Annotated in this window: 14 protein-coding genes; 7 read left to right on the forward strand and 7 right to left on the reverse strand. The window is 56.9% G+C overall.

Translation table 11 applies throughout. From position 1 onward, the window contains the following. Positions 1-177: 177 nt before the first annotated feature. Positions 178-1,368: a (Fe-S)-binding protein gene (locus P1S46_04330; protein MDF1535715.1), complete on the forward strand. Its 1,191-nt coding sequence runs from the start codon at positions 178-180 to the stop codon at positions 1,366-1,368. 222 nt (positions 1,369-1,590) lie between these two features. Here the strand turns inward: P1S46_04330 and P1S46_04335 are convergent, their stop codons facing one another. The 4 genes from P1S46_04335 to P1S46_04350 form a co-directional block, all read right to left on the reverse strand. Beyond that, entirely contained in the window at positions 1,591-3,126 is a 1,536-nt protein-coding gene (locus P1S46_04335; GenBank protein ID MDF1535716.1) for a hypothetical protein, read from the reverse strand. Between the two features lie 61 nt (positions 3,127-3,187). Continuing rightward, positions 3,188-3,421 carry a DUF2892 domain-containing protein gene (locus tag P1S46_04340; protein MDF1535717.1) on the reverse strand — a complete coding sequence of 78 codons (234 nt, stop codon included), beginning with the start codon at positions 3,419-3,421 and terminating at the stop codon, positions 3,188-3,190. Positions 3,422-3,494: 73 nt separating this feature from the next. Next, a complete protein-coding gene (locus tag P1S46_04345; GenBank protein ID MDF1535718.1) occupies positions 3,495-3,638 on the reverse strand; it encodes a hypothetical protein in 144 nt (47 codons plus the stop codon). A 634-nt stretch (positions 3,639-4,272) separates the two neighbouring features. Beyond that, on the reverse strand, positions 4,273-4,995 hold the full coding sequence (locus P1S46_04350; protein ID MDF1535719.1) for a DUF4197 domain-containing protein: 723 nt from the start codon (positions 4,993-4,995) through the stop codon (positions 4,273-4,275). Between the two features lie 230 nt (positions 4,996-5,225). Between P1S46_04350 and P1S46_04355 the strand changes: the two genes are divergently transcribed. Continuing rightward, entirely contained in the window at positions 5,226-5,681 is a 456-nt protein-coding gene (locus P1S46_04355) for a pyridoxamine 5'-phosphate oxidase family protein (protein MDF1535720.1), read from the forward strand. A 107-nt stretch (positions 5,682-5,788) separates the two neighbouring features. Here the strand turns inward: P1S46_04355 and P1S46_04360 are convergent, their stop codons facing one another. Both P1S46_04360 and P1S46_04365 read right to left on the reverse strand, forming a co-directional pair. Continuing rightward, entirely contained in the window at positions 5,789-6,706 is a 918-nt protein-coding gene (locus P1S46_04360) for a DMT family transporter (protein MDF1535721.1), read from the reverse strand. A gap of 117 nt (positions 6,707-6,823) precedes the next feature. Continuing rightward, a complete protein-coding gene (locus P1S46_04365; GenBank protein ID MDF1535722.1) occupies positions 6,824-7,108 on the reverse strand; it encodes a DUF4389 domain-containing protein in 285 nt (94 codons plus the stop codon). A 430-nt stretch (positions 7,109-7,538) separates the two neighbouring features. On the opposite strand from P1S46_04365, the gene msrB reads away from it, so the two are divergent. The 5 genes from msrB (at position 7,539) to P1S46_04390 (ending at position 11,905) form a co-directional block, all read left to right on the forward strand. Beyond that, complete coding sequence (gene msrB / locus P1S46_04370) at positions 7,539-7,994, forward strand: peptide-methionine (R)-S-oxide reductase MsrB (GenBank protein MDF1535723.1); 456 nt, start codon at positions 7,539-7,541, stop codon at positions 7,992-7,994. 133 nt (positions 7,995-8,127) lie between these two features. Then, positions 8,128-9,699, forward strand: a complete 1,572-nt coding sequence (locus P1S46_04375; GenBank protein ID MDF1535724.1) for a phospholipase D-like domain-containing protein — start codon at positions 8,128-8,130, stop codon at positions 9,697-9,699. Between the two features lie 114 nt (positions 9,700-9,813). Next, entirely contained in the window at positions 9,814-10,653 is an 840-nt protein-coding gene (locus P1S46_04380) for a patatin-like phospholipase family protein (GenBank protein MDF1535725.1), read from the forward strand. A gap of 44 nt (positions 10,654-10,697) precedes the next feature. Next, on the forward strand, positions 10,698-11,213 hold the full coding sequence (locus P1S46_04385) for a MaoC family dehydratase (GenBank protein ID MDF1535726.1): 516 nt from the start codon (positions 10,698-10,700) through the stop codon (positions 11,211-11,213). After that, on the forward strand, positions 11,204-11,905 hold the full coding sequence (locus tag P1S46_04390; GenBank protein MDF1535727.1) for an SOS response-associated peptidase: 702 nt from the start codon (positions 11,204-11,206) through the stop codon (positions 11,903-11,905). The genes P1S46_04385 and P1S46_04390 overlap by 10 nt, the downstream gene beginning before the upstream one ends. Positions 11,906-12,001: 96 nt before the next feature. Here P1S46_04390 and hpt read toward each other — a convergent pair whose 3' ends face one another. After that, positions 12,002-12,535 carry a hypoxanthine phosphoribosyltransferase gene (hpt, locus tag P1S46_04395; protein MDF1535728.1) on the reverse strand — a complete coding sequence of 178 codons (534 nt, stop codon included), beginning with the start codon at positions 12,533-12,535 and terminating at the stop codon, positions 12,002-12,004. Positions 12,536-12,688 lie beyond the last annotated feature (153 nt).

Here is a 12,688-nt window from a genome sequence, read left to right on the forward strand (position 1 = left end):
CAAGGGGGAAGGAACGCCCGAAATCCGAGATTGGTGATTCGTGATTCGTGATTCGAAATATCCGAATCATAAGTCATGTCCCTTTCTCCGCGTCACCGTGTCTCCGTGTCCCAGCGTCCCCTTTTCTGACTACTGGCTTCTGGCTACTGACTTCCGATTCTGCTATAACCTCCCCCTATGTCCGACACGGTCACCGATTTCATAACCGAATGCTCTTCCTGCACCCAGTGCGGTACGGTGTGCCCGTTCCTCGAAAAGCACGGCTCTCCCAAGGACATCATCGCCAACAGGCCCCAGCTGGCCTTCCTGTGCACCAACTGCACCGGGTGTGACAAGAGATGCCCCCTGGAGCTGTCGCCCTCCGAAGCCCTGTTCGCCACCAAGCAGAAGCTCATCGCCGAGCAGAGAGTCCCGGAGAAAGCTGCAAAGGCCATCAGGGGCGCGGCCTCCTTCGCCGAGCGCAGTCACAAGGCGCCCTTCGTGCGCTACGACAGCAAGAAGGTCGGCTTCTGGCCGGGCTGTTCCCTGGCAGGCACCAGCCCGGAGGCGACAGAAGCGACCCGGCAGCTGCTGGAGTCGCTGCTGGGAGAGGAGGTGGGGCTCATCCTGGACTGCTGCTACGACCCCCTGTACCAGATGGGAGACACCGGGCCCGTGACCGAAGCGTGCGGACGGATCGTCGAAAGGCTCGCCAAATCCGGCATCGAGAGGGTCATCGTCGGGTGCGTCAACTGCCGGAAGGTGTTCGCCCGGTACATGGACCAGGTGGACGTCAGCCACGTCATCGAGGTTCTGCCACCGGACATCCTCAAAGAACTGCCCGAGGACGAAGACCTTTATCTCCATCACCCGTGTCCCGTCTATCACGTGGAAGGGATCCGGGAGAAGATAACCGCAGTGCTGGGCCATTCCATGATGATGGTGGACTCGCAAGGAGTCCATCATCCAGGGTCTTCGCAAGGCGAAGATCCTGGGGTAGGGGTGGAACCAGACGGATTTACTCCGTCTGGCGGGGGATCACGCCGTTGGCGTGACCGCTCGACTCAAAACAGCTCGAAGAGCCAATTTGAAAGGTTATCCATATCGCAGGCGGTGGATGAACAGAAGATCCCGGCCTGCTGCGGTTACGGCGGCAGCCTTAACACGCAGGACGAAGAACTGTCCATGAAGTTCACCAAGCGGGTGACTATGGCAGCTTATGGGGCCACCATTGTCACCTCGTGCATGGGGTGCAACAACATGTTCAACAGGAAGGGAACCCCCACCTACCATATCCTGGAGCTGATCACTGGTGTTAAGCCCAAGAAGAAGGCAGTGGGCTCGGCAAGGAAGTGGGCTAACAGGCTTTTACTTGCCAAAGGCAAGTAAAAGAAGTGTCTAGAGTCTGGTGTCTGGAAAAAGCAAAACGTCAGGATCAGGAAAAACTCGACCCTATTAGCAAATGCTAATAGTGGCCGATTGGAGTTTCAGGTTTCAAATTCCAGGTTCCAGGTTTTTCCCCGATACTCCGATACCTGGATACGTGTGTAGGTATGTAGGTATGAACGTAAATACGTAGACACTTTGATACGTAGATACCTTACCCCCTCTTCAGTTCTCTTCCCCCCCTCCCCCACTCTCCTTCTCGCCCTCTCCAGGAAATGGGAGAATATTCTTTTCGCCTTCTTCTCCCTCCTCCCCCCTGCCCGGCCCCGAGTCCCGCCCTGGCGGGATCGAAGGGCCTTCTCCCTGTCCATATAACCCCACCACCCAGAACAGCACGGGCAGCGTCACCGCAATGACGCCAATGACGGCCACGGCTCGTAACCGTACAGAACTCATAACGTGGTACCCGCAGTACACAATGGCCCCGGCCAGCAGGTAGGCCTGTATTGAGAGGATCTTCCCTCCTCCGAGCTTCCTGGAAAAGAGAAAGAAATAGACGGCCAGGGAAACGGTCGTGGCCATGGCTGCTCCGAATACACCCGCAAAAGGGATCAGGTAGAAGTTCAGGAACGCGTTGAGGATAAAAACCTTCATGGCGATGCGGTTGAGTTCATTCTCTTCACCGGCACGGATGAAGAGCGGTTCGGCGACCACCGTTGGGATAAAGATGAGAAGGCCCGGAAGGAGAAGGGAGAACACCCTGAAGAAGACGGGAACGTCCCCCTGGACCTGGAACACGGCCCTCAGGATGTGGGGAAAGTACAGGAGGAAGCCCAGACCCGCTATGGCGTGAACGGTGAACAGCCTGGCAGCTGTACGCCGGCAATCCCGGTAGATACCCGGTTCATCGACTCCGGTGGTCCTGTAGGTCTTCACACGGTACAGAGGTGCGGCTCCCAGTGGGACGAGGAGAAACAGCCGGGCCAGGACCGAGGCCTCGGCGTAGGCACCCTCCCGGGCGGCGGAGACAAAGAACCCGAGGACGAAGAAGTCCACGAAAAAGAGGATCCTTAAGCCCTCCTGGGTGAAATAGTACCGGGCGCTCCGACGAAAGACCGCTGTGACCTTTCCCAGCTTTCCCAGGGCGGTGATCAGGGACGGCGCCAACACCTTTCTTCCGGCGGCGAGGATGAACGACGTCTCGGCAAGGATGAAAACGGACACCAGAAGCTCCGGACGAAGCCTGGCAGACGAAAGAAAAAAAACCAGAACAACCAGGACGAGCCGTTTGCCAAGGCCGGCCCTTGCCGCGTGCGCATGCTGCCCCCGACCGTGGAGGATCGAAGCCATGTACCCCGAATAGAGTTTAAGGGGCACAGCGACGGCCAGCAGGGCAAAACCCGGCAGCGTGCCACGGGCAACGGTATCGGCTCCGGCAGCCCAGCTACCCAGGAGAACTGTCCCGAGAGCGCCAAGCACACCCGCGACCAGGACAGCCGCTTTCGCCTCGGCCAGCAAGCTGGGCACATCACCCCTGGCGCTGGCTGCCAGCTCCTTTTCCACCCACTTGTCCACACCGAACTCGGCCAGGAAAGAAACAATGACGAACACGGACAGGAGAAAAGTGTAGATCCCCAAGCCCCCGGGGCCGTAGGTACGGCCCACCAGGACCAGGACAAGGATGGAGACGGCGATATCCATCGCCATCTCCCCGACGGTGAGGATGTAGTCTACAGCCGATCGCCTCGAGCCAGTAGCCAACGAAAGTCCTTTCTTAGCTCTTATTCCTTAGCACTTAGCTCCGAGGCAAGCGCTGTTTTCATCAACTGCCCATCGCTTGCCCCCCCGTATCCTTGTCACACTTGCAGGTGCATACGCCCAGGGCCGTGTAAAGGGGACAGAACCCGATGGCGCTGGTCACGAGGAAGACCACGGCGATAACACCCAGTGCGATACCCAGCACCCCCGAAAGTCTGCCTGTGACGAGAAAGTACCCCACACCGAGAGCCAGCAGGGTCCTGACGGTACGATCCACAACTCCCATGTTCTTTTTCATATTATCCCCCTTCAAATTATCAAAATTCCATATTCCATATTCCATATTCATCTTACTCTTTTTTCCAGCTCTCTCAAAGCGTCGTTGGCGATCCACCGGGCGCTCTTTGTACCCTGATCCCGAACCGCCCCATACCCGCACGATTCTCCGCTGACTCCATGGTTTTGAGCTGCCAGAGCACCGCTTCAACACTGTCGAGCTTGGGGATGCTATTCATCGTTTTGAGAATCCGGTATCCAGAATCCAGCAGCTCGTAGAGAACCTGAAGCCTTAACGCAGAGGCGGCCTTTCCCAGGCCTACCCACCCAAGAACGCGGAGAAGAACAAGGACCGGGTTAAACCAGATAGCTGCTCAGGTTTTCCTTGGCGAACTCCGCGTGCTTGAGTGAGTCCTGCTAAAGCAGGATGAACGGGCGGTTAATACCAATGGCCTTTTAGCGCCACAGCGCCGGGATTTACCGCCAAGCACGCCAGGAACGCCAAGAAAAGCAACAAAAAGGATACTGGGTACAGGCGCTGTCACGTGACCCAACTTCTTAAATATTTACCACCAGAGGGCCGCAGGGGAAATCGACTCAAAGCATAAGAGCAAAGACAGAAAGGATCTGCGTTAACGTTTTAGATCTGGATTCCCACCTTCGCGGGAATGATGTTGATAAAAAGGTTTCCCCCCGGTTAACAGATCTTCTCTGTGCCCCTCCGTGTCCTTCTCTGTGGTGGATCAGCTCTCGGAGCCATTATGGCACACGCCTGAGTTCCCCCCCCTGGCTTTCGCCTTCCTTTGCGAAACTTCGCGTACTTTGCGTTAAATCCGCTTCTGGTCTTCCCCATAATAAATTGCGCGCAATTTATTATTTCCCGAACACTTTCTGCAGCAGCTCCGTTACCCTGGCCGCCGGGTCTTTCCTGATCTTCTTCTCCTCTTCGGCCACCATGAAGAACAGGCCGTTTAGCGCCATGTCGGTGACGTAATCCTCCAGGTCCACCTCCACCTTTCTGACCAGGGGCAGGGAGTTGTACTTGTCCATCATCCTCTTGTAGCTGCGGACAGCTCCGACCTTGGCCATGGATTCGGTGACCACGGGCCTGAAAAGGCCGTAAAGTTCGCTGGAAGTATTGCTTTTAAAATAGTCCGTTGCTGCCGTCTCCTCCCCCTTCACGATGCCGTAGGCGTCCACCACGCTCATATCCCTGATAGCGCCCACGAAGATATCCACAGCCTGGGGAGCTGCCGTTTCCGCGGCCCGGTTCATGCTCAGGATGAACTCGTCCACCCGGTCGTCCATCCCCACCTTGCGCAGGAGCTCCTCGGCTTTCTCGAGCTTTTCAGGCACAGGGATCCTGATATCAAGGTTGTGGAAGTAACCATCGGTCACCGAGACCTTTTCCACGGCCTTTCTGGTCCCGATATCGAGGGCTTCCCTGAGACCGGCCACGAAGGTGTCCTCCTCGCTGGTCTTGCTGGACTGTTTGGTCGCCTCTTCGAGGACATTGTCCAGGAACCCCCCGGAGGAGCACTGGACAGTGCCGAGAAGAAGAGCGGCCGTCAGCAGGAACAGGGTATGCTTTTTCATGGATAGACCTCCTGGAACGTTTTTGGGAGTTTCGTAAAAGATACCATAAAGCAGCAGACCGGTGACAGCAAACAGCTTAAAGGAATAACGCTTTTAGGCAGAGCAGGCGGATTGCCCGCCGTACCCTTTTGTATTTTCTTCGCGTCCCTCTGCGCACTCTGCGTTCAGATGGTTCTTTTCCGGCTACTGGCTACTGGATAGTGGCTCCTTGCTTCTGCTACTATCTCTCCATGCGCCGGAAAGATAAAAAGATAGGATCTGCTGCCGACCTGGCTGAACTCCTCCGAAAAGGAGATATCTGTCACCTGGCAATGGTGGACGGCGGCAAACCTTACGTCGTCCCCCTTAATTACGGATACGTGGAACAGGCCCTGTATTTCCACTCTGCTCCGGAAGGCAGGAAGATCCGGATCCTTCGAAAGAACCCGCAGGTCTGCTTCTGCGTGGTGGCCGACCACCAGCTCATCGAAGGGGTCAAGGCATGCTCCTGGTCGGCGAGCTACAGGAGCGTCATCGGCACCGGCAAAGCTCACATCCTCACCGACCCGGCAGAAAAGGACGAGGGGCTGAAGATCCTCATGGCCCAGTACTCGGAGAGGGATTACGAGCTCAGCCACAGCGACCTGGAGAGGGTGGCGGTGATCAGGGTGGAGATTGAAAGTTTAACGGGGAAAGGCAGTGGCTAGGAGTCTGGTGTCTAGTTCCAGCTAGACCCTGGACCCTGGACGCGGTGACCCGCCTTCGCTGAAGCTACGGCGTGGCAAGCACAGAGAATTAAAGCTCTTGCTCCCCCTCACCCCCTCGTGAGTCTCGTGGCCTGCGGGCGATTGACCAGGTATATCCCCCCGGCCACGAGACCAAGACCTACCCACAGCTGTATGGGTAGCGGATCCCCCTGGAAGATCCCCCCCAGCAAAACCCCGAAAAGGGGCGCGAGGAAGATAAAGGCAGCCAGGCGGCTGACGGCGTAGGTGTGGATCAACCAGAACCAGAGCAGGTAGCTGAAGAAAGCCACGATGACGCCCTGGTAGAAAAGGGCGCTGAGCACTATTCCATTGAGGACAATGGGCTTACCAAGATCCAGTAAAAGCCACCCGACCACCAGGACAGGGATGGAGAACAGGAGCTGGGAGAACAGCGTCTGGTAGTGGTCGATGGGACGTCTTCCCGCGACCCATTTGATATAGACGGTGGTGGTCGCCCAGAAGAGAGCCGCCACGACTTCCAGCAGGTCTCCGATCCAGTAGCCTGGCGGGAGGTGCTCTGACCGGACCCCGAAAACCAGCACGACGCCCAGGAAAGCCAGGACAAGCCCTCCTGTTCTCACCGGTGTCAGGCGGTCATGCTTGAGGAAGAAATGGGCGCCGACGGCGGCCCATATGGAGTGGCTGTATAAAAAGATAATGGCCCTGGATGCCACGGTGAAGGCAGTCCCCCAGTAGAGAAACAGAAAATCCAGACCGAAGAGGATCCCGATAACGAGACCGTGCCTGAAGTCGACCCCCCGCATCCATACCGACTTACCCTTGTAAAGGCTGAACAACCACAGGCATCCGGCCGCCACGACGGAACGCACTGTCGCCGCCACCATGGGCGGGACCCCGGCGTTGCTGAACTTGATGCTCACCATGTTGCCGCCCCAGATGAGGCAGACAAAAACAAGGAGTGCCGCTCCTGATAACGGGATATGTGAACGCGTATTAGGACTCATTCCGAGTTATCCGTTCCTCTGAACACGGTTTTAGGCACTCCTTGTTGAAAAGGGGAAAAGGAGAGTGCGCTTTCTCCCATTTTCTCCTCTTCCCCTCTTCTCCTCTTCGCGATGAAGCTACGCTTCATCGCTTGAGCCCGGCCACGGGCTGAACGGGAACGGCTTTTCCTCCGAGTTGTAGGTCCAGTAGCTCATGATCTGGTAAACAAAGGTGGAAAGGGACCGGCCGAAAGACCGAAGCCGTTCGTTCTGCCTGCCGGAAAAAAGAACGAAGAAGAATTGAAGTATGACTACCGCGGCAACGAGCACTTCCGTCACACCATAGATCATGACGAACAGGAGCATGAACAGCCCCCTCAACCACGTCTGACCCCGGGTCAGGTTCTCTGTAAATTGACTCATGGCGAGCCCCCTTTTCCATGCTGTCATTCGATATGCGCAGATTTATGAATTGAGAGTACCCCCTATCAGCGTTGCTTTCAAGGGAGGAGAGCTTTGATCTGACGGCTATCCGCCAACAGCGAAAAGCCGGATGGGAACGAGCCTGTCATCGCGAGCTGAATATTGATGGACTCGCAATGACAAACGTATTTATCCCCTTTCCACCTGCTATCCTCCCTCCTCACTCCTCCCTGCCTTTTCCCCTTGCCCCTCATCCACCCGTGGTTAAACTGTCTACCAATACAGTCTGATATTAAGCCGAAAGGATGGTAGCCTCATGATCAAAAGACGCGACTTCCTGTTTTTGATGAGCAAGGGAGCGGCAATACTTCTGGCAACCGGTCCCCTGGGACTGGTTATCAGGCGTGCCCACGCTGAAACGGATGGGGGCATGATCAGGGTCTATCTGGCCAGGGAAGGCGGGTATGTGAACATGGAGAAGGTTGTCAAGAGTAAAGACGAGTGGAAAACCTCCCTTACAAAGGAGCAATACAAGGTCCTCAGGGAAAAAGGCACCGAACGGGCCTTCGCGGGAACCCTTCACGACAACAAGAAACCCGGCATATACAGGTGTGCGGGATGCGGGCTCGATCTTTTTTCCTCCGAGCACAAGTTCGATTCAGGTACCGGCTGGCCGAGCTTCTGGCAGCCCATCGCCAAAGAGAACGTCGCCACCGAGGAGGACAACAGTTTCTTTACGCGCCGCACTGAAGTCCACTGCCACCGATGCGGCGGTCACCAGGGCCACATTTTCGAGGATGGCCCCCAACCAACGGGGCTTCGCTACTGCATCAACTCGGTGAGCCTGGATTTCGTCGGCGAAGATGGGAAGGTCATAAAGGGCTGACCGGGTATCCGGTCAGGCGCGAAGTACAAAGTACAAAGATCGAAGATAAGATCTCGCTTCGCACATCGCGCTTTGCGCTTCGTTCTGATTGTTCCAATTGACAGAATCGCCCCGCTCTGGTGAAACTGTGATCATGAAGCTGCCGAAACTCACCCGGAAAAAGATCTTCATTGTCACGGCCGCGGCGTTAACCGTCGCGGTCGTCGTCCTGCTCGTGCCTCCTCTTCTTCATACGGCGGTTCCCCTTCCTCCGGGGACTCGCATTTCGATGGAACCTGTGCCCGCCGATCCGGAAGCGATACGCCTTCTCATCGACGATACGGCGTGGGATGAGAGCATGGAGCAAAGGGTCATCGACCAGGAGATCTTCGACCAGGTCCTGGCCATGATCGACAGGGCCGACCAGTTCGTTTACGTGGACCTTTTCCTCTGGAACCCATGGCAGGGCAGCATACCCGAGGAACACCGGCAGCTTTCTACCGAACTGGCCAAGGCCCTCATCAGGAAAAAGCGGGCTGCCAGGGGCATCGATATCATTGTCCTCACCGACCCCATCAACCGGATCTACGGCGGACACGAGCCTGAGTTTTTCAAGGATATGGCAAAGGCGGGGATCCCGATCGTGTTCACTGACCTGGACCGGCTCCCCGACTCCAACCTCGTATACTCCCCGTACTGGCGGCAACTGGAAAAAGCCCTGAACAGCCGTGCTCTTGGCGGCTGGGCCGGACGGCCACGTCTAAGCAACCCGTTCCTGCGCGGTGGTGCGGACATCTCGACTTTCCAGTTCGGACTTATGCTCCTTTTCAAGGCTAACCATCGAAAGGTGGTCATTACGGGGTCTACCGATCACGGTCTCGAAATGCTCGTGGGAAGCCTGAACCCCGCCGACGGGAGTTCCGCCCACTCAAACATGGCCCTCGCTGTGAAGGGCAGATCGGCTTACGAGGCTCTCAGGTCAGAGCTCGACATCCTGCGCTGGAGCACGGAAAGGAAAGCCAACGTCATCGTTGGCGCCACCAACTCCGCCAGGTTCAAGGCCGACTCCATGGAAAAGAAGGCTCTCCGGCTCCTTGAGAGGGACACGACGTACTCCGGCCCGGCTACCTTGCAGTTCCTTACGGAAGGGGCCATCGCTGACGGGATCGTCGACCTCCTCGGGGAGGCGGGCGACAAAAGCGAGATCCGAATCGCAATGTTCTACCTCTCCCAGAGAGCCGTGGTGGACGCCATCGCGGCAGCCGCAAAACGGGGCGCCACCGTGAAGCTTGTCCTGGACGCCAACCGGGATGCCTTCGGAATGAAAAAGGTGGGGATCCCAAACCGTCCCGTAGCGGCGCGCCTGATGAAACTGGCCCGGGATCACGACATCCAGGTCAGGTGGGCCGACACCCACGGGGAACAGTTCCACACCAAGGCCATGTCCATCGTGCATCAGAACCCGGGGGACACTGCTTTCATCACCGGGTCGGCCAACTGGACAAGGCGCAACATCGATGACCTCAACCTCGAAGCGAACCTGGTTGTCAGGAACGCCCCTGGAATAACGGAGGCCTTTAACTCGTACTTCGACACCATCTGGTCCAACAGCGACGGCCTGAACCACACCCTCCCTTACCAGGCCTGGGAAGAGAAGGGGTTGAAACTGATGCTCAAAGAGGGACTGTACAGGATCCAGGAGAGGTTCGGAGCGGGAACATTTTAAAAAGCAGGAGCCAGGAGTCAGGAGCCAGGAAAACCCCTTGGTATCAGCCTCCCCGAAAGCAGAGGATCAGCTCAATGGCCGGCGGTAAAGGACAAGATTCGGGAATTGTGACTCATGTTTAAATTTACCAAAAACCCGAAACGCAATACTCGACAGGCGAAGCGGCAACGCGCTCCGCGCGTCGGGTTGGCCCTGGGCAGCGGGGGCGCGAAGGGGTTGTCCCATATCGCCTTCCTGGAAGCCCTGGACGAGATGGGGATCCAGCCTTCCATCATTGCCGGGACCTCCATCGGGGCCGCCATCGGGGCCTTTTACGCATCGGGGCTGACGGGAAGGCGCATCGAAAGGATCTTCGACGGGATGGGGATCCGCAAGATGGGGAGCATGGCCGATCCGGCCGGGCTCAGCAACTCCGGTCTCCTGAAGGGCAAAAAAGTGGAGGCATTCCTTACAAACCACCTTCCCGCAAAGACCTTCGAGGATCTGGAGATCCCCTTGAAGATCGTCGCCACCGATTTCTGGAACCGCGTGGAGGAAATCTTCGACTCCGGAGACCTGGTCACCGCCATCCGGGCCAGCATTTCCATTCCCGTGGTCCTCGAACCGGTGGAACTCGGGGGACGCGTGTTCACCGACGGAGGCGCCGTCAACCCCCTGCCCTACGACATCATCCGGGACGAGTGCGACATCCTCATCGCCATCGACGTTTCCGGCGAGAAGGTGCCTGACGAACACGATCCCACACCCTCCATGCTGGAGAACGTTTTTTCCACCTTCCAGACCATGCAGGCCTCTATCGTACGCTGCAAGATGAGCACATCAAAACCCGACATCCTCGTCCGGCCCGATCTCATTAACATCCAGCTCATGGACTTCCACCGAAAGGACGAGATTCTCGACGGCGTGAAGGAAGATGTGGAAAGATTCAGACAAGAGCTGGAGGCGAAACTATAATGTTATTCAGATGTCAGTAATAAATCCAGGGAAAAGTCTGGAAAATGATCTTCGATTTTCTCTGGCTACTGGCTACTGACTACTGGCTACTGGAGAATCCCATGACCCGACCCATGTCCGAGATCCGGAAACGAATGCTGGCAGGCGTTGAAGCCGGAGACTGTTTCACAGTGCGAAGGACCTTTATCGAGGACGACATGCACCTTTTCACCGGTGTTTCCCACGACCACAACCCGATCCACTTCAATGAAGGGTACGCCGAGGGGAAGGGGTTTACAGGCCTCATTTGCCACGGGCTTCACGTGGGCAGCCTGGTCACAGAGATCGGCGGTGAACTGGGAATGCTGGCCTCGGGGATGAACTTCCATTTCCGGCGCCCGGTCTACTGCGGCGACACCATCACCTGCACCCTGACTATCGACGAGATGGACGAAAGGAACCGGGTCAAGTGCACGGCCCTGTTCACCAACCAGCATGGGGAAGATGTCATTGAAGGGCAGCTGTTCGGGATTCTTCCCAGCGAGGAGGAGAAAAAACTCCTCACTGAAAAATGCGTCTAGACACTGAAACCGGAGGTTTCACTGTGTGCGGCCGATTCGTTCAATTCAGTTTGTTCCCGATCCTCCAGAAGGAGTTCGGGTTGAAATTCGGGGAGGACGCCTCCATATCTCCCTCATACAATATCACCCCCACCCAGACAGTTCCCGTGGTTGTCAACGAGGGCGGCAACCGGCTGATCTCCTGCCGGTGGGGCCTTATCCTCCCATGGGCGAAGGACATGGCCATCGGCAGCCGTATGATCAACGCCCGGGCCGAAACCCTGGCGGAAAAGCCAAGCTTCAAGGGACTGTTCCGGAAGCACCGCTGCCTGGTAGTGGCCGACGGTTTCTACGAGTGGAAAAAGACGGAAACGGGAAAGGTCCCGGTCTACATACACATGAAGGGTGGATCGCCCATGGGCTTTGCGGGCCTTTATTCCGACTTGACCTCACCGGATGGAGAGCTCATACGCACCTGCACCATCGTGACCACCGGGCCCAATACACTTCTCGCCCCCATCCACGACCGCATGCCGGCCATCATTGAGCCTGGAAAAAGGAAAACGTGGCTCGACCCGGACCAGCACGATCCGGATGCTCTGGCACCTCTCCTCGGCCCCTACCCTGCTTCGGAAATGGAAGCGTGGGAGGTATCCAGGGCCGTGAACTCGCCGGCAAACGATGAGCCGGATAATATACGGCCTCTGGGGTAGGGAAAGTGGAAAGTGGAAGGAAACCTTCAACCTCGCACGTCTGGTTTCCCTATTCCCTACTTAGTACTTAGCGCTGGTTAAAGAAGTTATTGACGCTCATACGTCAATGACCTCGTAAACCCCCGGCAGATCCCTCCACATGCCGGCGTGGTCCAGGCCGTAGCCAACCAGGAAGCCGTTGGGGATGGTGAAGCCGAGGTAGTCCACTTTTGGGGTGTACTCCTGGCGTTCAGTTTTGTTGATCAAAGCGGCAAGACGCAGGGAGGCGGGGCCCCGCTGACGCAGTTCGTTGAGGTAATGGTGAAGGGTTCGGCCGGTGTCGATGATGTCCTCCACCACGATGACGTGCCTGCCGGCGATGGGCGTGGAGATGTCCTTCATGACCTTGATCCTGCCCGAGGACTCGGTCTCGTCCCCGTAGCTGGATATCTGGGCAAAATCGATCTCTGCCGGCACTTTCATGGCCCTTACGAGATCGGCCATAAAAATGAATGCTCCCTTGAGGACACCCACGATCACCGGGGTTTCCCCTAAAAGGTCCCGGCTGATCTGTGCAGCCATTTCCTGCACCCTCATCTCGATCTGCTCGGCAGTGAGGACAGCTCGATAGTTGTCAGGGATGGTGTTCATAGCTTTCCTTTTTATAACCCCATGCACCCCTTTCAGCAAGACTCAAGCTGCCGCAGAGACTGTTTTCTCCATTCATTCTTGACAGGGTCGCAAAAAGTCCAATCCGGGACTTTTCGCTCCACGGAAAGGGAAAAGCGTCGTTTTCCCTTTCCT

Source organism: bacterium (assembly GCA_029210545.1).
GTDB lineage: Bacteria > BMS3Abin14 > BMS3Abin14 > BMS3Abin14 > BMS3Abin14 > JARGFV01.